The organism is Luteimonas deserti, from assembly GCF_013425765.1.
GTDB classification, from domain to species: Bacteria; Pseudomonadota; Gammaproteobacteria; order Xanthomonadales; family Xanthomonadaceae; genus Luteimonas; species Luteimonas deserti.
In genome coordinates this window covers 813,875-838,003 of sequence record NZ_JACCJZ010000020.1, presented here as the reverse complement: position 1 = coordinate 838,003, position 24,129 = coordinate 813,875, and the positions used below count along the sequence as shown (strand labels likewise).

10 protein-coding genes are annotated in these 24,129 nt (G+C 63.6%); 4 read left to right on the top strand and 6 right to left on the bottom strand.

The window, feature by feature from the left end; genetic code table 11:
- Nucleotides 1-441: 441 nt before the first annotated feature.
- A complete protein-coding gene (locus H0E82_RS16375; RefSeq protein ID WP_180546502.1) occupies nucleotides 442-807 on the bottom strand; it encodes a hypothetical protein in 366 nt (121 codons plus the stop codon).
- Nucleotides 808-3,059: 2,252 nt separating this feature from the next.
- On the opposite strand from H0E82_RS16375, the gene H0E82_RS16370 reads away from it, so the two are divergent.
- The 4 genes from H0E82_RS16370 to H0E82_RS16355 all read left to right on the top strand — a co-directional run bounded on the left by H0E82_RS16370 (nucleotide 3,060) and on the right by H0E82_RS16355 (nucleotide 9,740).
- On the top strand, nucleotides 3,060-3,410 hold the full coding sequence (locus tag H0E82_RS16370) for a hypothetical protein (protein WP_180546501.1): 351 nt from the start codon (nucleotides 3,060-3,062) through the stop codon (nucleotides 3,408-3,410).
- Between the two features lie 553 nt (nucleotides 3,411-3,963).
- Nucleotides 3,964-4,269 (top strand): hypothetical protein, encoded by a 306-nt coding sequence (locus H0E82_RS16365; protein ID WP_180545797.1) that lies wholly within the window; start codon nucleotides 3,964-3,966, stop codon nucleotides 4,267-4,269.
- Nucleotides 4,202-4,477, top strand: a complete 276-nt coding sequence (locus tag H0E82_RS17115; protein ID WP_180546500.1) for a calcium-binding protein — start codon at nucleotides 4,202-4,204, stop codon at nucleotides 4,475-4,477. The genes H0E82_RS16365 and H0E82_RS17115 overlap by 68 nt, the downstream gene beginning before the upstream one ends.
- A gap of 544 nt (nucleotides 4,478-5,021) precedes the next feature.
- Nucleotides 5,022-9,740: an RHS repeat-associated core domain-containing protein gene (locus H0E82_RS16355; RefSeq protein WP_180546499.1), complete on the top strand. Its 4,719-nt coding sequence runs from the start codon at nucleotides 5,022-5,024 to the stop codon at nucleotides 9,738-9,740.
- Between the two features lie 448 nt (nucleotides 9,741-10,188).
- Here H0E82_RS16355 and H0E82_RS16350 read toward each other — a convergent pair whose 3' ends face one another.
- The 5 genes from H0E82_RS16350 to H0E82_RS16330 form a co-directional block, all read right to left on the bottom strand.
- Nucleotides 10,189-12,855 carry an AAA family ATPase gene (locus tag H0E82_RS16350; protein ID WP_180546498.1) on the bottom strand — a complete coding sequence of 889 codons (2,667 nt, stop codon included), beginning with the start codon at nucleotides 12,853-12,855 and terminating at the stop codon, nucleotides 10,189-10,191.
- 178 nt (nucleotides 12,856-13,033) lie between these two features.
- Nucleotides 13,034-13,747, bottom strand: coding sequence for a hypothetical protein (locus tag H0E82_RS16345; RefSeq protein ID WP_180546497.1), 714 nt, complete (start codon nucleotides 13,745-13,747; stop codon nucleotides 13,034-13,036).
- Nucleotides 13,748-13,804: 57 nt separating this feature from the next.
- Entirely contained in the window at nucleotides 13,805-14,215 is a 411-nt protein-coding gene (locus H0E82_RS16905) for a site-specific integrase (protein ID WP_235974346.1), read from the bottom strand.
- Nucleotides 14,216-15,173: 958 nt separating this feature from the next.
- A complete protein-coding gene (tssA, locus tag H0E82_RS16335; RefSeq protein WP_180546496.1) occupies nucleotides 15,174-16,214 on the bottom strand; it encodes a type VI secretion system protein TssA in 1,041 nt (346 codons plus the stop codon).
- Nucleotides 16,215-16,237: 23 nt separating this feature from the next.
- Nucleotides 16,238-24,127 (bottom strand): two-partner secretion domain-containing protein, encoded by a 7,890-nt coding sequence (locus H0E82_RS16330; RefSeq protein ID WP_180546495.1) that lies wholly within the window; start codon nucleotides 24,125-24,127, stop codon nucleotides 16,238-16,240.
- Between the last annotated feature and the right edge of the window lie 2 nt (nucleotides 24,128-24,129).

The following is a 24,129-nucleotide window of genomic DNA, read 5'->3' as shown; positions in this document are numbered from 1 at the left end:
GGCTGTTGCTCCTGCCGTGGCTGCCAAGCCCGGCCCAGGAGGCGATCTACAAGTGTGATGAGGGGCAGGGTCGCCATGCCTACCAGTCAATGCCGTGCGCCGCGGGTGCGACACTCCAGCATTGGGAGGTGGCGGCATTCCAGACGACTCGAAGTGCGCACGGGGAGCAGTCACGCGATGCGCGCCCGACCGCACAGCCGGGACCGCGTCGTGCCAGCTCGTCCGACGTGTCGCATCGGAATGCGCCGCATCGCAGGGCAGCGAACGCGCCGGATCCGCACGCACGATGCCTCGCAGCGCGTGCCGGCCGCGAGACCGCGCTCGCACGTCTTGGATTGAAGCGCCGCTACGAGGACTTGCGCCGCCTCAACGACCGCGTCTCGGCCGCCTGCAACCATCGGCCGCCACGATAGCCCGCCGGCCTGCACGCGCAGATCGCGCTCAGGGCGTGCAGGGGCGTCCCACGCCTTCCCAGCCGTTGGGGAGCCGTCGGATGATCTGGCCACCGGCGCAGCGCTCACCCGGTCGCAGCGGTGTCGGGGTCTGGTCCACGGGGGTAGGGACTTCGGCCGCCAGGGGGGTCGGCCCGTATTCGTAGATCACCCGCTCCGGAGCCGGAAGCGTCGACGCCGCGGCCGGTGGGCTACCACGCTGCTCGGCGCCGGACCGCGTCGTCGACCACCAGGCCAGATTCGAGGCGACGAGTAGGCCCGTCGCCGCGAGCGCAAGCATTCGCCAGGACTCCGGCGTGATGCGCCTGATACCCGCATCGATGGGCGATTGCACGGCGCGGTGGGTACCGGTCATCGAGGGCTCCAACATCGTCCTGAACATCCGGCACGCTAGCCGGCCGAGCGTATGACCGGCCAGCTGGGGCCGACCCGAGGTCGCCGGGTGCGGCCGCCGCCGCGGCGGCTTGCACAATGCTGACGAGACCGTGACGTGGGAAACGTTCGGCGCTGCGTCGAGCTGGGTTGCGCTGCAGACCGCAAGGAATCGGCCCCGGAGGTGACGGCGCAAGGCCGTCGCCGCGCGACCGTGCCTGACAGAGACGGCAGATCCGATCAGACGGTGCTCGCTGGCGATGCTGTGCGGGGCGATCGCTGTCGGTTGCGCAGACGCGGAATCCGTTCAAGCGATGACTGCTGCACGGATTGGCGCCAGGTTTGCCATGGCGACCGTCTCCACAGTGTGCGGCACGGCGAACCTGAGCGCTCGGTTCTGAGCGACTCGACGGCACGCGTGCGCGGCGTAGAACGATCGTTGCATCGAACGCTATCGAACGTGATATGAGACGCGGCGCGTCGGCGTCACCGTGATCCCCCGTGGCCCGGGGGACGCATTCGCGATGACACGGGTGCGCTTCGGCTCCGCTTCCAGCCGGCGCGTTTGCAGGGCCGGAAGAAGAGCCGTCGCAGCAGGGAAGGGATACCCGACGGGCGTCCGTTTTCTCACCCGATGAGCGGGGCGCAAGGAATGAAGGCTCCGCGCTGCAGGACGACGTTCCGCGTTTTCCGGAGGCGGCGAAGAGTGGGCATTCGAGCGCCTCCGCCGTAACGCAGGACCGCCAGTCTTCGCCTACGGGCCGGGCCGGGCAGCCCCGGGCGGACCCCGAAGCGCAGCCGCTGGCGCAGCAAATGGTGCCCAGCAGAACAGGCCTGCGCTACAAGAGGCGACGCGGCAAGCCCGGGTCGGCTGTCTCCGCTGCCTATCAGCCCGACGGCGACCGTCCCGTAACTTGCAGATAGCGGCGGCGACGTCATCGGTACTGGATCGGCTACCCGTTCGAGCAGGGCGGCGGACGGTGTTTCCGAGACGTACGTCGCGCTCGGCAGGCTCCGAAGGCCCGCTCGTCCATGGCATGACGATGGAGCGAGGACATGGGGCACGGCCAGGTTGAGCTCGAAGCGGAGCGGTCAGGGCAGACCGCGTGGCCTCAGATCGTCACCAACGGTTCTGTCGGAGAATCTGATCAGTTTGATCAGCCTCGAAGCCTCGCCGCTTGGGGCTTCCACTCGACTGTTCATCAGCGGCATGACCACGTCTTCCAACACAATGTCGGTGTCGATCGGAAGGGCAGGCCGCGGACGCCGCTCGTACGCGGATCTATGCTGGCACAACCGCGGATCGCAGCGGGCATCCACAGTTCTTCTGCCTGTAAAGGCGATGTGCTGACATGCGCCGTGAGCAAGAGGGAGCCCCGCCTTGACCGCACACGGCAGCCGCTCGGTCTGACGGGAAACGCGGTCTCCGGGCCTGGGCGAACGCGTGCAGCCGGTGCGGAAGATGCGTTAGTCTTCGACCCGACGCGAATACGGAGCGCAACCAGGCGCAATGCCGTGTTCGCGTCGACTACTCTGCAGTGACTCATGGATTGAGTCCGGTTGACGTCCTGCGGCCTGTCGCGGCCGCACTTCACCTGAGGAGCCAATGATGGCCGATCCAGATGGCAGAGCCGCGGTTCTCCGGATCACCGGACGCGAGGCCGCTGAACGTAGTGTTCGCGCGATCATTCCGTGCGTTTCGGGCGTATCGAAACAGGCGGTTGGTTCACCGCCGACGCCCACCGCCGCACGAGCGGCGCGAAGGGCCTTCGAGTTCGCGCCGAGCACGGCGTCCGAGCCCAGCTCGACAGGCCGTGAGGTCGATACCGCTGCAAACACCGCGCGGCCGCAACGCGCTACGCGCGCAACCACGCCCAGGTCCCCAATCGCTCCGTGGAAACGGGGCACCTGTTCCTGTCCGGTGCCGAGCGTCCGGACGGACTCGATATGTATCCCGCCCATCGGCAGGGCGGCGGCGGTTACGCGTCCATCCAGCGGCCAATCGCGACGGGCGGGTTCTCGCGCTCGTGCATGCCCGGCAGCATTCTGGGCAACCTCGATCGAGCAGTCGGGGAATCAGGCCATGGCCGGGCCCGCCAGGTCAGGTCAGGTCAGGTCAGGATCTAGTTGGCGATACCGGCGCCACGGTCACATCCCAAGCCGCCAGGTGCATCAGCGCAATGCTGATCCACTGGCATCGCATCCGTCGTCCCATGTGCTCTACAAAGGAAGTGTATGAAGCCTGGAATTCCTCTCACTCTCTCTGCGCTGCTGCTCGGAAGTGTCGGCGTCAACGCGCAGGACCTGGATCGCGTTCTGACCTATCGCGACAGCGATCCTTTTCTCTTCTGCGAGCAGGGGCAGGACATCCGACAGGCGCCGCTGCGCTGTTGGATGCCAGTGCCTCCCTATACCGGCGCCTTCGTCGTGCTCCCGCATTGTCAGCCCGTCAACCCCTACGGAAAGACCTGGTCGAGCGACGATACAAATTCGTTTCGCCAGTACATGACGGTTTGTCCGGTGGGCGAGCAGCCGGGTCGCTGGAACGGCCCCGGCAGAAAAGATATGACACCGCATCAGCACTAGTTGCCGACGCGCCCGGGAGTTCGGCTCGTCAGGAGGATCGGCGCGGCGTCATCCAGCCAATTTGGTGAGCGCTTATCCGAGACGACTCGAAGTCGTTGAGTCGGGACAGCGGTCAAGGCTCTCGGCGATCGGAGCCGATACGCTCAGCGGCGTCTCGGCCGCCTTGCGCTACAGACGGCGATCAGAGGTACTTCCGATCGTTCGTAGACCTCCAGAGCTACTTGATTCACCGATGCGTACGCGCCTTGATGGGTCGTAAACCGATGTACACGCTTGTGCATCGTGTGCGCGCCTAGTGGATGGGCGGGGCACTCGATGATGCAGTACCCATACCAATAGCTGGGCAGCGCACTCACCAGTGGCTACTAGTAACTTATTGATCTTTCGAATCTAAATGTACCTTTGCGCACCTTCTTCTACGCGGGTCGCCGCAGGGTCGTGGGCAGCTTTTTACCGGCTACGCACAGTGGTGGAGCCACCCATCAGGCCCCACCAAAGTTGGTTGAGTACGACGGCCTCCCGGGCCTTATTTAATAATTAAAGGAACTAAATTATGTCGCTCAACGAACCGGATGGAGCCAGCGCTACATCGACTGAGTCGCAGCAGGAAGGCGGGTTCCTGCAAATGAATCTGTCTGACGAGCAGCTTGTCGCTGTGGCGGGAAAGATAGCTGAGATATTCCTTTTTAATTTTGTGTCTACCGTTTTTGCCGAGCGGGACATGATCATCAAGAATGGTCAGGTTGATTACGAAGCGATGGTTCAGGTGCACGCGCGCGCTTATCGTATGAGTGCCGGAGCGGCAGATCTTATGTCGAAAAGTTTGGCTGCGACCCAGACTATCGGGTGGCGCCGGTGATGATGTCTTCAGGGGCGGTCTTGGTAGTGACAAGCTCGAAGGTGGCGAGGGCTTTGATACCTATCAGTTCAACGCAGCTGATCTATCTGATGAGCATGAGGACGTCATCATCGATTCAGACGCACAGGGTCAAATCCTGTTCTACGGGCTGAATATTAGCGGGACCGGAAGGCCAACCTCGCAAAGTGACGCGCAACGTCACGTCTAATGCGTGCCGAGACTTCGCGATCTTGGTATATATATTAGGTGTTGCGTAGCGAAAACTATTGGATTGCGTAGGGCTAAGGATGTTTGCATCAAATTTGGTGTTGCGTTGTCAGTTGGGTCGGGGGCGTTGCGAGGCAGGGGACGTCTAGCGCAACAGCCATCGCCGATGGCTTAGGACTCATCGCCAGAAGCGTTTCGCCAGGATGTCTAGCGGCCCGCCTACGACGACAGTTGTCTTCGCACTCACCCACGACCTCTACTTCGGAATGAGCCGGAGAACCAGGACGCTTCACAACTCGATGGCTGCAGTTCAATTTTGTTGACAACTCTAAGCTAGAGGCTTAAAAGAAAGAGGATGCGGCTGTAGAGATGCATCGTCTCGGCGCGTTGATTGCAGCTTGGCGCCGAGATGAAAGTCTTTAGCGATTTTTCCTGCGGTTTTGGTCGCTTTCCGTTGCGCTTCGTTGGCGGGGCCATCGCAGATTCTTAGCGTCGCAGCTGTCACGAGTTTCGATCAGCCTAACGCGTTCTTCAAGGAAGAAGTCATGCGCTATCAGTTTGTACGAGTGCTGCTCGGCATCACGCTCGCGACCATGTGCATTGCGACACAAAGCGCTGAAGCGCAGGCTCCCCCGGCTGATAGCTATTGTTACGGAGCAGCTTGCTTCCAGACAAAAGCTGCTGCCGAGTCGTTGATGAGACTCGATCCCAAGTTCCTGGACGCCGGGCAATTTCTACTTCAGACCTCGGCTTCTGTGGAAAACAGGACCACAGGCGCAACGAGGTTCGGCTATAGAGTCCCAAACCAGCCTGCTGAAACAATTAGTGACGCCCAGTTTGACGCGGTGGCAGGCGTCTTTGGAAATGGTGCCTTTGGATGTGACCTGGCTCCCGGTCAATCAAGCTGGTGCGCGAATGAGCAAAACCTTGTTGAAAGGGTTGTCGAAAGCATCGAGAAAAGCCTGTCGAAGCCTACCGATGCCTGCACGGTCACTGATCCAAGTGTCACGAGTGATTATCCTGAGCGGGGATATGTTCGCTCGGCAGGTTCTGGACTTGCCGTCGTTGTCTTCGAGAGCCGAGGCTATCGCGGATCTTGGAAGTGCAACGCTACGGCAGGCTCTGTGGCGTTCTCAGTTCGAAAGCGATATTTGGCGCAGTGCCCTGCTGGATTTTCACCAAGAAGTGTGTTCGTTACTGAACAGTCACTTCCTTCTGCAGCAATTTGTGCTGCGAATACATCGCAGTCCGGCCTGATCACGGGCCCCATGCGGCAAGTGGCAAGCTGCAAAGCCAGTCCAAATCCTTGTCACCCGACAACTGGTGACAAATCGCGTGACGAGGTGGACTTTTACTTTGCGGGCCGGCCCTTCTCGCGCCACTACCATTCCATCAATCAGATCCAGCACGGGACGAAGTTCGCAGTTGGTTGGTCGCATTCCTATCTCGACCGTGTAGAGAACAAAACTACCTATTTCCCTTATTGGAGTAGCGACGGCACCTTCGAGAACTTCATCGCGCCTCCGGCGAGTTCGAACGTGGTCGTCGGACAGAATTCGCGAGACACCATCATACGTCGCATTCCAACCGGAACGGTGCGATACAAGCTTTATCTTCCGAGCGGTGATGTCAAAAGTTTTGATACCCAAGGGCGGCTTGTTGCAGTCGAAAACCCCCAGCGACCCGAAGACGATGTCACCGTCAGTTACACTGACGATCTGATCTCCAAGCTGACCGACAAGAATGGGCGTGCCGTCTCATTTGTTTATCAGGGAGGAAGGCTGGTCGAGCTTGTCAAGCCCGATGGCGCGAGCGTACGTTACACCTATGATGCCGATTCGAATCTGGCCGCGGTTGATTACGGCGGAGGCGCCATTCGGCGTTACCACTATGCAGAGCCGGATTGGGTCGACCCTCTGTTTAAGAATCACTTGACAGGTATTACCGCAGAGGACGGTGTGCGGTATGCGAGTTTTGGATATGACACATATGGACGAGTCATATCGAGCCAATTGCATACGTCTGCAGGCTATGTTGACGGAGTTCAGGTTGACTACACTTCGCCATCCACAGCCGCATTGACAACCGCTGGCGGAGAAGTTCGAACATTCTCTGTTGACTCGAGTTTGTACCGTCGCGTCACTGAAATGGATGACAGTTCTGGTGCCACCTCATTTGTGCTGGACACTCAAGGGCGCATAGCCTCGCGAACGGATAAGCGGGGCAGCATTACTAACTTCGTTCATCATCCGCTCTATGTGTCGGAGATCCACGAAGCAGTAGGCACTCTGCAAGAGCGCCGGACTTTGTTCGAGCGCAATACGGAGAATCAACCGCTGACTAGGCGCGTGTATCAGTACGGCGGCGGCGGTTCGACGCCAGGACAGCTGCAGCAGATGACGACGTGGTCCTATAACGCGCGGGGGCAGGTGACTGCGGAGAGCGTGCACAATCCAGCCGCTATGACGAACCAAGTTCAATCACGCGGCTACTGCGAACAAGCAGATGTCGGAGCCGGAGCCTGTCCTTTCGTTGGCTTGCTGACTTCGATCGATGGGCCTCGGACGGATGTCGCGGACGTGACGCTCTTCAGCTACCGCATGGCAGATGCCGCCGATTGCGAATCCGGGACAACTTGCGAGTACCGCAGGGGCGATCTCTGGAAGATTACCAATGCGCTGGGTCACGTTACCGAGACGTTGCGTTACGACGGGGCCGGCCGCCCGCTATCCATACGTGATCAAAATGGAACGGTCACCGATCTGGAGTACCACGCGCGCGGCTGGCTGACCGCGCGCAAAGTTCGAGGTACCGATGACTCGCTTGAGAGTGATGATCGAATTTTCCGTTTTGATTATTGGCCGAGCGGCCAGATTCGTCGGGTCACACAGCCAGATGGCGCGTGGACTGATCACAACTACGACGCCGCGCAGCGGCTGATTGCGATTAGCGACAGTGCCGGCAATGCGATCGACTACACGCTGGATTCCTCCGGCAACCGGTTGGCAGAGGACACATCCGACTCCAGCGGCATCTTGCGAAGGACACTCTCCCGTCTTTACGATCAGCTCGATCGCGAGGTCACTGTCGCCGACGCCTCAGCGAATCCAACCGACTTCTCATACGATGCCAACGGCAACGTCACTGCTCTCACCGATGCCTCGGGACAAGTCACGTCGAATTCGTACGATCTGTTGAACCGCCTGGTGCAGACGCTGCAGGATGTGGACGGCATCGAAGCATTCACCACGTTCGAGTACAACGCGCTTGACCAGGTCACGCGGATCGTTGATCCCAAGGGCCTGGCGACCGAGTACACATACAGCGACTTGGGGCAGCTGTTGCAGCTCGTAAGCACAGACACCGGCACCACGACCTTCAGCTATGACAGCGCCGGTAACCGCACCGCCCAAGTGGATGCACGCGGGCAGGCTGCCCAGCACAGCTATGACGGCCTGAACCGCCTGACTGGCATCGCGTACCCCGGCGCGGCGGACTTGAACGTGAGCTACGTCTACGATATCGCCCAGCCGGGTTGTCAGGCAGGGGAGACCTATGCCGTTGGTCGACTCGGCGCGCTAATCGATGCCAGCGGCAGTACCCAATACTGTTACGACCGTTTTGGCGACCTTGTGCGCAAGGTGCAGGTGACCAACGGCCAGACCTTCAGCGTGGGCTATGCCTACACCGCAGGCGGACGGCTGAGCGCACTGACCTATCCCGATGGCACGGTGACCGATTATGTGCGCGATGCGCAAAACCAGATCACCGAGGTCGGTGTGACGGCTCCCGGCGGAACACGGGAGGTGTTGCTGACCGGCGTCACGCATGCGCCTTTTGGTCCAGTCACAGGCTGGACCTATGGCAACGGTCGCAGTCTGCTACGCAGCTACGACCTCGACTATCGGCCGCAGACGATCCATGACGCCGGCACCGGCGGTCTGGATCTGGGCTACAACTACGACCCGGTCGGTCGCCTGACGCAGCTGCGCACCGCCGATCTGGCCGAACCGCCTCGCGCGCGCTTCGATTACGACGCATTGGGCCGTCTAATCGCGTTCCGCGACGGAGATGCCCAGGCCCCGATCGAGCAGTACACCTACGATGCAACGGGCAATCGGACAAGTTTCGCGAATGCAGGTGGCAACCAAGCCTACAGCTATCCGGCCGACAGCCACAGGCTGGCGGCGGTCGCCGGAGTCCCGCGTACGTACGATGCTGCCGGCAATACGCTGACAGATGGCATGGGCCGAACCTTCATCTATACCGCTGCCAACCGGCTTGGGACCGTCGCGCAGGGCGGCAGTCCAACACGGCACTACGTCTACAACGGTAAGGGCGAACGCGTCCGCAGTTATCTCGGCGCGGACGACATCACAACGGTCTACGACGAAGCGGGCCGATGGCTGGGCGACTACGACGTTGCGGGCGCGCTCAAGCAGCAGGCAATCTGGCTGGACGATCTGCCGGTTGGCTTGCTGGCGCAAGCTGTCGCAGACCGTCTGCTCTACATCCAACCGGATCACCTCGGCACGCCAAGAGCCGTGATCGATCCAGTGCGCAATGTCGCCACATGGACCTGGGATATCACCAGCGAAGCTTTCGGCAACAGTCCGCCGCATCAGGACCCGGACGGCAACAGCACCGAATTCGTGTTTGATCTGCGCTTTCCAGGCCAACGATACGATGCGGCAACGGGGATTAATTACAACTACTTCCGGGATTACGACCCAATTGTTGGGCGATATGTGCAGAGTGATCCGATCGGCTTATATGGCGGGATTAGCACTTACGCTTACGTCGAAGCCAATCCTTTGATGTACGCCGATCACTTGGGCTTGGCCGTGTATCTGTGCTCAAGACCTGTGAACGTTAACTGGGTGCCAATGTCCATGCGGCCTTATTTGAGGCATATGTGGGTCAAGACATCGACTACCGAAGCAGGAATGGGTGGGGAATGTCCGGTTCCTGGTCAAGGCTGTGCCGACGTTCCCTACAGTGCTACAGAAACCAAATCTCATGCTGGGCAATCGGCGCTGCCGGGGTCAACATGCGTTCTTCAACAGAACGTTGACGAGGCATGCGTAGACAGCAAAATCAACCCGGGTCAACCAACTGGCACATGGAGCATAATGAATCAGTGCCAGAGCTTTTCTAACGCCGTTATTGCGCAGTGTCGGTATGGTCCGCAAGATGGGCCGTCGGTGCCAAATACTTTGCGTAGTCGCGGCCCGCTGGGCTCACACTTTTCACCGAAACCATGAGTGTTAGGAGCAAGAAGATGAGTCCCGGCCGCACGCTTCTTTTAGGCGTTGTCTTGTTGATGCTTGGCGCTCTAGCAATCACGTCCGCCATTTATTACGGATGGCTGTCGGTGACTCCAGGTTGTGAAGGGAATTGTGTCTCTAAGTTCTCTAACTTATCGAGTGTATTAGGATATTCGTCGTATGCGTTACTGCTCGGCGGCGTTGCCGCAGTTGTTGCTTCCATCGTCAAGAGAATGAAAGCAAGGGCTGTGCGAGAAAGCTCTTAATTGATATAGCCATAAACGAAGCCCCGCAAGTGCGGGGCTTTTCTTCTTTAGCCGCCTGCCGAATTTTCCAGTTCTGGACGGGCCTGACGCGGGGAGGAGGTCGCGATCCCGTTTCAACGCTAATGTTTCGCGCTGTGTTGCGTCACCTCCAGCTCCCTAGCGGCTTAGGCCTTGACCGACTAGCGACCAGGTCGTAAATCAAGTTGATCAAGTTCTTCTAGCGTTTGGACGACTGTCTCTACTAGCTCACTGTCAAAATCATCACGTTCGGCCTCCTCATGGGTGCCCTTGTTGAGATTAGCCCACACGAGGTTAGTGACTGGAATTCCAAGAATTCGACCGTAAGCAGTCAATAGTGGATCCTTGTTGACGTGGTTGAAGGTCTGCGCGTCGCGCAACTTCTTTACCAATGCTTCGCAAAGGTTGCGAAGACTTGGCTCAGCTCCGACGCCGGCAAGCAGGAGATTCAGCAGGCCTTGATCATGGCTTCCTAGCCAGCGCCAAGTCTTTTCTGAAAGCATTTCGAGAGCTTGGCGTGATGCCGCCAAGGCATCTCTATCATTCAGCACGTCTCGTGCCGCTCGGGCCTTGGCGATGTAATTCGCAATAGGAACGTTGCCTGTCACTCTAGGTTGGTAGTTTCCGTCGTGGTGACGAAACAGGTAAACCTGACAGGAACCTCGGCGCTGGACAGGGAGATGTTGCTGGATGTCCTTTATGAATTCATTGCTGTGGCAGGTGACTATCAACTGAGTTTGTGAGAAATCATCGCTTTCAAATATGGCCTCGCGAATGCCGCCTCGATGCTCATGGTCGATCGCATTGATTGCGTCATCGAAGATGATGACCGGGCACCCGATGCTTTTCGCCTTGGCCATGAGGATAGCCAATCCGAGGCAGCGCACATGGCCTTCGCTAAGCACATGCAGTGCATCGACGCGAGCTTCAGGATTACCGCGAAAGCTGATTTCAATCTTTCCATCACCAGTCAATGGAAGATGCAGCGCAGAAAGCTTGTCCTCATTTCGATCATTGCGATTAAACGCATTGTAGAGGTCCTTGGCGGCGTCGTTGAGACCGGCCATCAATTGCTCTGGAAGCTGATCCCTATATGCCCTTAACTCTTCAAGGAATCGGTCATAAGCCGCCTTGTAGCGAGTGTCTCGCGCTATATCTAACTTCTCTTGCTCTGCTTGGGCAATTAGCTCAGCATTTGTCTCGTCAAATGCTTTGATGCGGTTTTTTGAGGCTTCGATGGTGTCGTTCAGTTGCTGTCGCCTCAGGTCCTGAGCTTGAACCCGCAGCTGAAACTCGCTGAGTCGCCGACGTTCGGCAACATGTGGTTGCCGATCTTGGTGCGCCTGACGTGACGCATCGTCTTGTGCCTCCATGCGGTCGATGACTGCAAGGATGTCGTCTAGTGATGGAACTTCTGCCTCGGCGGAGGCCACTTGCGGGTAAATGGCTGACCACCAACGGCCCGCTGGGTCGCCTGGCAACTGTGTCACCCAACGACCTGTCGCGGTGACCTCCTCGGCTTGGCCAGTGAGGTAAGCGGCAATCTGAGCAAAAACTTGGCGTAGCTCGCGAGACACTTGCCCGAGCGCAGTCTCTGCGGTCTGCTGTTGGTCTTGTAGGGCAGCCAGCTCTTCGAGTCGGCTCAGGCCCTCAGCTGCCTTCTGATACGGGTCTGTCGCGACGTGTGACTGCCCGTTGAGGGGTGTATCGCATGCAGGGCAGCGATCACCGACAACATTTTGAAGAGCGAGTACGGAGTCATACAGTGCTTTGAAAGAGACTTGGTCACTTTTAGCGCGAAGTGCGCCAATGACCGCGTCTAGTTCAGCGCCACACTGTTGAGCCTTTTCAAGCGCGCCTAGAACACCTCGGCGGGTTACGCCAAGCAGGTTTGGTGGAACCGCTTCTAAAATGCCATCAAGTTCCTGCAGCCGACCTGGAGCTTCGGCAGTACCTGTTAGGTTTTTGAGGGCTTCGTAGGTAGTTTCGGCTGCGTAGTCTCTAGCCAAAGCTCCTTCCTCGTCGGAAAGCCCCTGCTGAGATGCTGCCTCGCCCTCGACAATTGCACGATCTGTAGTCAACGCATCGCGGCGTGCAGCCAACGCGTCCTGCCGCTCGCTGCCCAAGACAAGCTGCCCGTCGATCGATTCGTTGAAGTGGCTGACGAACTCATTGAACTGATCCATGCCGAAAAGGGTGGCAATCAGTTCTGCGCGTTGGGCGTTGGGCCGTGCCGCGATCCTTGAGAACGAATCGATCCGATTCTTCTCGATGAAGCAGAAGCGATAGGTGTCGAGACTAGCAACAACATCGACTTCTCGTCCTTGTTGATCTGTAGCCTTCAGGACTGGTGGCTCGAATCGCCCGTCATGGACATTGGCAAGATAGGTCCGTGCGGAAATGCGCTTGTTGCCAGCCTCTTCGACGTCGCCGAGGAGGGCATACTCCAGCCCTTCGCACAAGCTAGTCTTGCCACTGCCGTTGGGACCGTAGAAGAGGATTACTTGCTTCGACAGATCGAACGGTTCAGCAACGCGAAAGCCTCGGAACGGGCCTATCGTCAGGTGCCTGAGCTTGGCCCAGGGCCAAGTGGCGGCATTGGCTTCCGCAGCTACAGCTGGTGCTGCGGCGACTGTAGTTGCAAGATCCCGACGGAGTAGTCCGACTAGGTAGGTAGATCGCTGGTTGCGTTGACGGGAGGTGCCCGCCAGTTGATCGAAGTTTCCTAATGCTAGGGCTGCAAGGCGCCGTACGTCTTCGGACACCTGTTTGTCCGGCTGATAGAGCCATTGCACGTAGCGTTCAAAGTCTTGTCGTGCGGATGCCATTCCCCCTCCTTGTGGCTAGTCTTCAGATGCTCGGCCAACGCCATGATGTCGTTGTCGTCCAGCCGCCCCGCGGCCAGCAGCATCTCTGCTGCCTGAAGCTCCGTCATTGGCGATTACCCTCAAACCGCCGTTTCTGCGTCTGCAAGTATTTAGCGACGCCCGCTAATAGTCCCCACATTTAGTAGTCCACCGCCAACGAACCGCTAAAGAGACTTAAGAGGCCTACGGCGTCTGTTGTGGCTGCAACGGCCTTGCGCACCTGGTCATTTTTCAAGTCCAAGGCTCTCAGCTTGCCTTTCACTTCGGCGACGGATTCGATGCGCCGATATGCCATGGCGTGCGTTTCGGCGTACACGGCCAACCCCTTTAGCTTGGGCACCGCGTCAGCCAAGTGCAGGCCGTGCGGGTCAACAAGGTCAACTACGAAATTCCCGTCCTGCTCGGCGAAGAAAACGAAGTCAGGGCGGACGATCTTGTATTGGTCGCCATCGATGTAAGCGATGCCCAGCGACGACTGCCCGGGTTGCCCTGGGTTGCGATACCAGAAGGTAAAGCCCTTGCCCTTGCATTCGGCCTCTACAACCGCACGCTCCCAACCCTTCAGTTCTGACGGATAGTCGCCGGCATCGTCGCAAAGCAGATGCTGCTTCCAAGTCCGGAGCACGGTCACCTGGTCGTTCTCCCTCACCTTGGTCGCTTCAAAGCGGGCCTCCGGCTTGACCAGTTCCACGTCCTGCGGCTCTGTGCTCATCTCGACGATCTGCCGGTATGACTCTCGGCGGTCGTCGCTGAGCGCCTTGATCTGCGGCCCGTGCTTCACCAACCATGCCTTCGCCAGCTTGTCGGCTTCGGCATCGAAGTAGTCCTGAACTTTCGCGCAGCACGTCCTCATCTAGTCTGAGAAAAAGATTCAGTTGCTTGTCCATCTAGCGCCTCCCGTTGCAAGACTTCAGACTGGAATCGCCCTGAGGACAGCTACCCTTTCATCCAGGGCACTATCCCAGATCGCGGCCAGACGGTCCTCGAAAACCGCTCGGGCATATCGAACTGGCATCTGTGACTCCCTCGACCAGCCGAAGAAGGCTCGCAACTTCTGTAGAGCTTCATCCATCGAATCTCCTTGCTGCAGCAGCTGGTTGAGCCGCACCACGGCGCAAGTGTGGCGGAGGTCATGCGGGGTAACAGTTCGCCTTCCGCTTCTGTCAATCAGTTCTTGGCGAACACGGGAAGGCAGGCAGTCCGAAATCTTGACGAACATCTTTGTCAAGGATTCGGTCGACAACGGGCTGTTCTGCTGTGTGTTAAGCAGGAATGCGTGCTCTGGTCTGCCTCGATAGTTCTCGACGTAGGTCTGGATCATCCCAGCGATCGCATCACTCACCGGCAATTGGCGGACGGAGCTCGCCGACTTGATGCTCGGCTTGGAGTGCCTCGGATCGTCATATTCGTCAGAGTATTGATTCTCTCTAACGTTTAACCAAAACGGGATCGTTGCTGTCTCTCGTCAAAGCCGCTTTTGATTACGTCCGCGGAAAGGAGTAGCAGCTCACCTCGTCGAAGACCTTGATGGAGCATCAACAAAAAAGCCACGAAGGCGAGCCAACGAGTATGCGTGCGTCTGAACGGATTGGCGGCAGAGCAGGGGTCCAGGATTTCGTATAGAGCCTGGACAACGTTTGCAGGCAAAGAACGAACTTGGCTCGTGTGCCTGCTTCGACGTATGTGTAACTGCCCATAGAGATTAGACAAGCGATGCAATCGTGCTTCGATCTGTCTGAGGCGTTCAGTTGGAAGGGTTGACTTGGACAGCCAAGAAACAATCGAGACAACAAACTCGAGCCCAGTCCGCCAGCGCGACTCGTCGGCCGGTCCCACAGCAGGCTGGTTTCGTATCGAGATGAACCAGGACTCTAGGATCTCGGCGAGCGCCGGGTCGTTCAAAGTGCCCAATGCTTCATCTAGCGCATGCGCCCCAAAGAGCCGGTCCGCATGTCGGTACAGACTCTCGATATGCCGAAGCTTTTTGACTTGGCTGGATGCAGCTAGATCATGGTTGGCCATGAAAGCCCAGACGCTGGCCCAATAGCGCGGCAGCCTCTGAACGTCATCGACGAGCACGACGCCACGAAGGGGCCCTGGCACCACCGAATCCACAAGCTGTCGAAGCACAGCAGTTCCTCTCAGAACACACCGTCATTTGTACCATCGGTGTTGGACGTGTTGCAGTCAAAAGCGGTCAGGAGCGGCCTCGGACGCAACACCAAGAGAAGTACCAGCTTTTCGCATAATGTATATTATGTAATGTCAGTCTCGGTGGATTAGCTGTTCTCGCTGGTGCCCACGAACAGCTGGATCTCCTGCAGACCGCCCGGTGCCAGATCGCGCAGCAGGTCCTCGAAGCTCCTGCCGACCAGCCGCTGCGCACGTCGCAGGAGGATCGGAACGGGACTCGATGGTTCATGCCTTGCGTAGTACTCGCACAGTTCGTCGATGCGGCGGACCACGTCACCGGGCCCGCCGATGCCGGCGTTCGTCCCGCTCGCACCGGCTCCAGGGGCCGACCCGGCGCCGTCGGATGTTCCCGTCTCGAGCTCGTCGTGTCCGGCTGCACCGGTGCGCGCGGTCCACTGGGCCTGGAGGAACCTGTCGAGTTCGAACAGGTCGGTCAGCAGCGGGCGCAGTTCCGGCGCCTGCGTCGACAGGCGCTCACCCAGCAACGCGTCGATCGCACGCGCATGGGCCAGCGCCTCGTGGACGGCCTCGACGCTCGCCGCCAGCACCGGTTCCGGGCAGTCGAGGCAGCAGGCTTCCAGCTCGGACATGCTGGCGACCTCCGCGTCGGGGTCCGTGGGCTTGAGCGAGCCCGTGGCCAGGCGGAGATCCCGGAGCGAGAACGCACCCAGACGGGGCGACCGGACGAACGGCGTCGTGCGCAGACGGCCGAGCAGGCCGAACGGATCCGCCAGCGGCATCAGGGCGTTGACCCGCGCGGTCGGATCGTTGTCGTCCTCGGCGTCGAGCTGTGGATGCACGCTGTCCCACAGGTCGGCGAGCAGACCGTGGACCAGCGCCAAGCCATCGCGCCATCCGGGCAGGCCGCTCTGGGCGAGCCATCCGCTGCACAGCACGACCGCGAGCCGCAGGTCGCGACTGCGCTCGAGCAGGACGATCGCCGACGGAACGAGACGGTCCCAGTCGGGACCCTCCCCCTCCCCCGCGTCGCCCACGATCCGCTCGCCGCGCGGCGCGACCGCCCGCTCCAGCGCCATGAACTCGGCGTCGTACTCCAGGTCCGGGCCGGACGGGGCGTCGGCGTCCAGCGCTGTCGTCCATGCCGCGATGTCGGTCTCAAGGTGCATGCTCGTCTCCGGCCGGCTGGGCATCACTGCGCCGCGTCGGCGCACTCGTCACTGGGAAAGTCGGGATCGCACTCGGGTGCCTGGTCGTCGGGCAGGCGGATGCCCGCCCCGACGATGCCGTAGGCGCGATAGTTGGAAGCGTCGGCACCCACGTCCACGTAGGCCACCTGGCGGTTGCTCGATGCCTGCGCGCGTCCGGCCCAGACCGAGGTCGGCACGTTGACCGCCGCGGCGCCGCCGATCGGCAGCAGCGAGCCGTCGGGACGAAGCGCGTAGAAGTACGCCGGAGGGCTTCCGATCGCGGACACGGTCTGCATCGAGAGTCCGGTGACATAGATCGGGGACGCGGAGCGTCCGATGGCGCCCGTCGCAGCCCAGGTGCCGCGGCCGTTGTAGAGCCAGTCGGTCCCGTCCTGGAGCAGGTCGCCGTCGACAGACAGGAAAAAATCGGACGTCCCCGCATCGATCGTGAAGCGACTGCCGTTGAACGCGCCCAGGGTCAGCGTGCGTCCGTTGGTCATATTGAATCCCCCGCGCGCGGCGAAATCGCCGATCCGGTCGACCTGGTTGTCGACCACGCGTGTCGCATTCCCGAGATCGACCGCCCCGCCCGCCCGACCGCTCAGCTGACCCGCGATCAGGCGGCCGTCGATCGACTGGGTGATGCCGCCGTCCGCCTCCAGACGCAGCGCCTCGGCCGACACGGGCGCGTCGATGGCGAGATCCCCGGCCACGCGCAGGTGCAGCGTCGCGCCCGCCGCGAGCGGCCCCGCAAGGGTCAGCGCCTGCGTATTGGCAAGATGGACGCCGGTGGCGGAGAACGCACCGAGCCTGCCGATCGCATTCGCGCCTTCCATGCGTGCCTTGCCGGCCACCACGCCGGTCAGCGTGCCCGCGGCGATGCGGCCGCCGGTCTGGGTGAGGTCGCCCCCGCTGCGCAGGGTCAGCTGGCCGCGACTGTCCACGTCGTGGCCCAAGGTGATTCCGCCGGCGCCCTGCAGGTCGACATCACCGCCTGAAAGCGCGCCGCGTGTCGCCAGGACACCACCAAGCGCGGACACCCGCAGCGCGCCCGTGCCGGTATCGAGCGTCTGTGCAGGCAGGCTCAGTGCACCGCCGGCGACCAGCTGCACGTCGCGATCTGTACCGCTCGCCAGCCGCGCCAGGACGAGGTCGTTGGCGTCGCGCAGGGAGATTGCGCGTCCCGCGACATCGACAGGCGCGGCGAAATCGTTGCCGGCATCGTCGAGCCGGATGTCGCCGCTGCCGCCGTCGAGGATCGCCGAACCTCCGACACGGAGTGCCGCGAGCTGCCCGATTCCGTCGCCGCTGCGGGCGATCAGCTCACGCTCGATGCGCACGTCACCAAGCTCCATTCCCCTCCGGCTCTGGGCGTCGAATGCGCCGGCGCGCACGACGCCGAGCGCGAGCGTGCCCGCGTCGCGGATCCGGACGGCACCGCCCTGGAGCGACACGGTGCCACCGAAGTCGTTGTCCGGATCGGCGAGCGTGATGTCGCCGCCCCGGAGGGTCGTCGCGCCGGCGACCGCCAGCGCACCGGTCTGTGTGATCGCGAATCCACCGCTGTCGGCATCGAACGTCCCCGTGATCGCAGCCGGCCCCAGTGCGAGCGCGCCCCGGCTGCGCACGTCGAGGGTGGCCGCGTCCACGGATCCCAGGGTGAGGGCATTCGCGTCGGCGATCGACACGGCGCCGCCACGCAGTTCGACCGTGCCGGCAAAATCGTTGTCGTCGCGGTTGAGCGTGATCTCAGCGCCGTTCGCATCGAAGCGCGCCGCGCCGCCGACCGAAAAGCCTGCCGCCTGCGTGATGCCGCCCGCCGCCGCGTTGATCGACAGCGCATCGGCGGTCGCCACCGTGGAACCGAACGTCACCCGGCCGGCGTCGATCGACAGCTCCGTGAGGCCGACGGCACCTTCGAATGCCGCATTCCCCACCGCTGCGACTGCCAGTGCACCCGGGCCCGTCGTCGCGCCCGAGACACGCACATCGCCACCCGCGGACAACGACGTGTCCCCATCGATCAGTACATCGCCTTCGAACACCTGGTCATCGTCCGTGGCGACGTCGCCGCGCAAGGCGATCCTGCCGGCCAGCACCCGCAGGCTGCCGGCATCGATCGTACCGAGCGCCAGGGTATCGACCGCCGCGATCCGGATCGAATCACCGGCGAGGGCGACGCGACCGCCGAACCGGTTCGCGGGGTTGTCCAGACTGATGTCGCCACCTGTCGAAAAGCGGCTGGTCCCGGCGACGGTGAGCGCCCCGTCCTGCTCGATCGCGCCGGTGCCCGCCTCCACGGCGAGCGGGCCCGCGACGCGGGTTGCCGTGCCGAAGTGCACGCCGTCGTGCGCGACGACGTCCAGGCTCGCCGCGTCCACCGTACCCAGACGCAAGGCGTTCGCATCGGCGATCGCGACACCGGTGCCCGCCAGCGACACGGCACCGACGAAATCGTTGTCCACGGCGCGCAGATCGATCGCGCCGCCCGCGGTGAACACGCTGTCGCCGCCGACGCCCAGGTCCGCGCCGGCGCCCTGCGTGATCCCGCCGCCCGAGGTGGCCGTCAGCGCCCCCTCGATCCGTGCGCTCGCGCTGAAGACCAGTGCCCCGGCACCGCTCGCCACCAGCGCGCCGACATCCGTCCGGCCGAGAGCCAGTGTCTGCCCGCCCGAGATCGCGACCGCCCCGCCCGCCAGATCGACCGGGCCACCGAACACGTTGCCGGCCCCGGCCAGATCGATGTTTCCGCCGGCCTCGAATGCGGCACCGCCGCCGACGATCAGCGCGCCGGCGCCCGTCTGGCCGACGGCACCACCCGCGCGCGCATCGAGGCGTCCGGCCACACGCGTGGTCCCGGAGAACGCGAGCGCGTCCCCGGCCCGCACGTCCAGCGACGAAGCGTCGACCGCACCGAGCCAGAGCGTATCCGCATCGGCGAGGACGATGCGTTCTCCCTCGAGATCCACCGTTCCGGCAAACGCATTGCCGGCGGCCGCCAGATCGATGTCGCCGCCGGCGACGAAACGTGCGTCCTGCGCCGCGATGGTGCCGGCGGCCGTCTGCACGATGTCGCCGCCCGCCGTCGCGGTCAGTGCACCGTCGACCCCGACCTGCCCCTCGAAGCTCAGACCGTCGCCCGCCGACACAGCCAGCGCAGCGGCCTCGACGGCGCCGAGTCGCAGGGCGTTCGTGTCGGCGATGGAAACCGAGGCGCCCTCCAGCTCGACCGCACCCCGGAAATCGTTGCCGGCTCGATCCAGCCGGATGTCGCCCGAACCGGCGACGAACCGTGCATCGCCTCCCACGTCGAATGCGGCGGCCTGGGCGATGCCGCCCTGCGCCGCCGTGATCGACAGACGATCGCGCACCGCCAGCGCGCCCTCGAGCGTGACCGCCCCGCCCGCCACCGTCAGCGCCTCGAGTGCCCGGAGCCCGCCGACGGGACCGCGGAAACGCACGTCACCGGCGGCGGCCCGCGCCGCCAGTGCACCCGTGGCGTCACTCGCCGAATCGACCCTGCCATCGAACAGCAGGTCGCCGGCAGCGCTCTCGAGCGAGACCTCACCCGCCAGTGTCACATCGCCTCGCCAGCGCTGACCGCCGCTGGTGGCAATGGCGCCGCCGAGTGCGATCGTGGCCGCCTCGATGTCGAGGCTTCGGGCCTCGACCCGGCCGAGCACCAGGCTGTTGGCATCACGCAGCCTCACGTCCCGCCCGCGCACCGAGACGGTGCCGGTGAAGTCGTTGCCTGCCGATCCGAGAATCACGTCGCCGGCGGCGTCGAGCGCCGTGGTGCCGCCAGCGACCGTGCCGCCGGTCTGCAGGATGGTCCCCGCTGCGCTCGACACGGCGAGCGCGTCGCGCCCGACGACATCCGCGGCGAGGACGACGCCGCTGCGGCCCTCGAGTTCGACCGTGCTGCCACGCAGGGCGTTCGTGATCACCAGGGTGTCGGCATCGGCAACCAGCGTCAGGCCGCCCTGCCCCGTGTCGATCGCGGTCTGGAGGTCCAGCGCGTCCGCACGCAGCGACACATCGGCATCGGTGCCGGCGGTGATCGCAACCGCATGCAGCGTGCCGGCACTCCGCAGCGCGAGGTCGCCACCCGCCGTCGCCCGGACATCGCCACCGAAGCGGTTGTCCGCGGCGCGCAGCGCGATGTCGTCGGCTGCCTGGAGAAGAAGGTCCCCACCGATGTCGAGCCCCGCGCCCTGGGTGATCGTCGCCCCGCTGCGCACCGCCAGGGCGTCTGCCTGGACCGCCCCCAGCGACACCGCGCCCCCGGTATGCAAGGTGACGTCACGCCCCCGCAACGCCACCTGGCCGCCGAAGCGGTTGCCGTCACGGTCGAGCACGATGTCCCCCGCCGACTCGAACGTGGCATCGCCTCCCGCGCGGTAGTCGCCGCGCTGGGCGAGGCCGGTGGAACTGCGCACGGACAGGGTGTCGTCGACCCGGATACCTGCCGTGTCCACGCTGGCACCGTCGATTGCCAGGCGACTCAACGCGGTGCCTGCACCGACGTCCCCGACCAGGACCACCGCATCGGCTGCGCGCAGATCCAGCGCGCCCTGCCCCGGCCCGCCTGCCTCCGTTGCCCCGTCCACGCGGATTCCACCGGCCGTGCTGCGCACGGTGCTGTCCGCCGCTGCCACTTCGAGATCCGAGACCCGGATGTCCCCGGTCGCGGTCACGTCGCCGCCCAGGCGGGTGAGGCCGGAAGCGCGGGCGTCGAGCGACGCGAGCGCCGTGTTGCCGCCCGCCGCGCCCCCGAGCACCAGCGTATCGGCCGCGTCGACCCTCAGGGCGTGGGCGCCGTCCAGGGCACCGTCGAAGCGGATGTCGCCGGACAGGCTGGTGAGCGCGGTGTCGGCGACGAGGATCGAGTCACCCCGGTACACCTGCTGGCCGCTGGTCTGCAATGACGCGGGCAGCTCGATGCGCGGTGCCGCGGCGACCAGGGATTCGGCCGCGACCGCGCCCAGTCGGAGGCGATCCGCCGATGCGATCGCCACGTTGCGTCCGGCCAGCGAGACGGTGCCCCCGAACCGGTTGTCGTCGCGGGCCAACTGCAGGTCGCCGGGCGTGTCCGCGATGAACGACGCATCACCGGTCACGTCGATCGCGCCCTGCTGCGACAGCGTCAGGCCCGACCGTGCCGACAGGGTGCCGGCGGTCACCGCGCCCAGAACCAGCGCATTCGCGTCGCGGAGGCGGACGACCGATCCAGCCAGATCGACCCGCCCGCCGAAGTCGTTGTCCGACCGGTCGAGTGCGATCGTTCCCGCGCCGGCGCTGAACGCCGCCGGACCAGCGATGGTGAAGGCGCCGCCCTGGTTGATGCCCCCGGACACCACCGACATCGACAGCGGACCGTCGACCGAGACCGTGGACGCAGTGGACAGGCTCCTCGCGTCGACCGAGAACGCACGCAGACGGTCGACCGCGCCGACTGCACCTCCGAAGCTCGCATTGCCGGATGTTGCGGCAGTCAGGGCGTACGCACCGTCGAGAGCGCCCGACAGGCTGAGGCTTGTGCCGTTGAGCACGGTATCGCCGACCAGGCGGACCGGTCCGGTGAAGGTCTGCGGCCCACTCGAGGTGAAGCTGCCGCCGAGCTGGATCGCACCCGCCGTCGCGGCCAGTGACGTCGTGGCGGCCGAGGCCAGGCGCAGCGTCCCGCCGGCCTGGATCGTGGTCGTGCCGCCGCGCAAGGACACCGCGCCCCCGAACGCATTGCCCGGGTTGGCGAGGGTGATGCCACCCGCGTTCGCGTCGATCGACGTGGTCCCCGTTACCGCCAGCGCGCCGCCCTGGATCACCACACCCGACGTCGTCGCCGTCAGGTTTCCGGTGATCTGGCCGCGTCCCAGCGAAACCCCGCCGCTGGCGGATACATTCAGACCGGCCGTGCTGACATCGTCGAGGACCAGGCCGGTCGCGCTGCGCATGACGACGTCGCCGCCCGTGACGCTGACGCGCCCGTTGGCCACGTTGCCCAAGCGGTCGAGCGTGATCGCGCCCGTGCCTCCGGCGTCGAGCAGGCTGGTCTGGTTGGCGGCGCCGAAGACGAGATTGCCGCTCTGGGTGATCGGACCCCCGCTCGTGGCCACGAGCAGGCCCACGCTGCCCTGCCCCAGATCGAGCGCGCCGCCGGCCTCCACCGTCAACGCGCCGGTCGACAGCGTGCCCAGCGTGAGCGCGTTGCCGTCACGGATACGCGTGACGCCGCCGCGCAGGGCCACGGTGTCGCGGAAATCGTTGCCCGCGTTGGCGAGCGTGATGGCCGCGCCATTCGCATCGATGGCGGTGGCGCCGCTGACGTCGATGGCCGTGCCCAGGCTCTGCGAGACCGCGCCGTTCGCCGTGACCGCGAGCGACGTCGCGGCGACGTCGCCGAGCATCAGTGCACCCGCGTTTGCCAGCTGCACGGCGCCGCCAGCGAGGTCGACACGGCCGTTGAATGCGTTTCCGCCGTGATCGAGGGTGATGGCCCGGCCGTCGGTCACGATGCTGGCGGTGCCGTCGACCCGTACTCCGTCGCGCTGCGCGATGACGCCGTGCATGTCGAGCGAGAGGCTGCCGCTCGCGCGCAGCGCATCGAGACCGACACCATTGCCGCCGCCGATCTCGAAATCGCCGCTTCCCGCCAGGCTGACGTTGCGCCCATGAAAGAAGGTGCTGCCACCGAACACGTTGCCGCGGCTGTCCAGTGCGATGTCGCCGTTCTGGCCGGCGCTGTCGGCCGTAAGGCGCGTCTCGCTGCTGCGGACCCGGCTGCCGGCGCCTCCGCTCTGGGTGATGTCCGCGCCGGTCGCCGTCAGCGTCCCGGCACTGATGTCGCCGGTCAGGTGAACGGCGCGGTGGGAGACGAGGCCGAGTGTGCCGGCGGCGACGACCTCGCCGCCCACCACGAGATCGGCATCGCCACCGCGCATGTCGACCCTACCGGCGATCCCGTCGAGCGTGGTGGCCGATACGATGCCGCTCGTATTCACGGCGATCCCGACCTGGGCCAGCCCCGGTGTGCCGATCATCGCGATCCCGCCACCGTCGGCCTGCACACGACCGGCGTTGTCGACCAGGATGGTGACGCCGTCCGCCGGACCTGTCGTCGCCCTCGGCACGACCTCATGGGCAGCGCTCAGCGAGACATCCGCCGCGCCGGCGCCGACGAGATTCACCTGTCCCCGGTCGGCCACGATGCGGGCGCCCGCCTCGTTGCGCACGCTTCCGCCGACCAGGCTGATGGAGCCGCCGCTCGCCCGGGTCGTCAGCGCGCCCTGGTTGATGACCAAGCCCGGCGCGCCGACGGAGACCAGGTTGAGCTGGCCGTCGCCGTCGACGAACCGCGTCAGCGCATCGCGCTGGTCGCCCGGAAACTCGGGCCCGGGCTCCAGTGTCGTTGCCAGCAGACTGCCGACGTTGACCGATGCCCCGGCGCCGAACAGGATGCCGCGCGGATTGATCAGGAAGATCCCGGCCGATGCGTCCAGCGTGCCCAGGATCTGCGACGCCGTGCTACCCGTGACCCGGTTGAGCGCGATGCTGCCGGCGGTCTGGTCGAAGTTCACCCGCGCCTGCTCGCCGATGCTGAAGGCTTCCCACTCGATGACGGTCCGGCCGCTCTGGACGATGGTGAGCACCCCGGGCACCGTTGAATCGAAGGTCGCCGAACCGCCCGTCGGGACGCCATCGGTGGGCAGCGTGCCGACAGGCAGCTGGCCCCATGCGCCGGCCGGCAGCAGCATCAGCGCCAGCAGCATTCGCGTCCGCTGCGGCGCCGCGCGCATGCCGCGCACCGCAGGCCCGGCCCGGCGCGCGAGTTCGGACACCACCTGCACCTGGCCGAGCGCGTGGTTGAAGACGAGGCGGAAAATGCGATTCATCG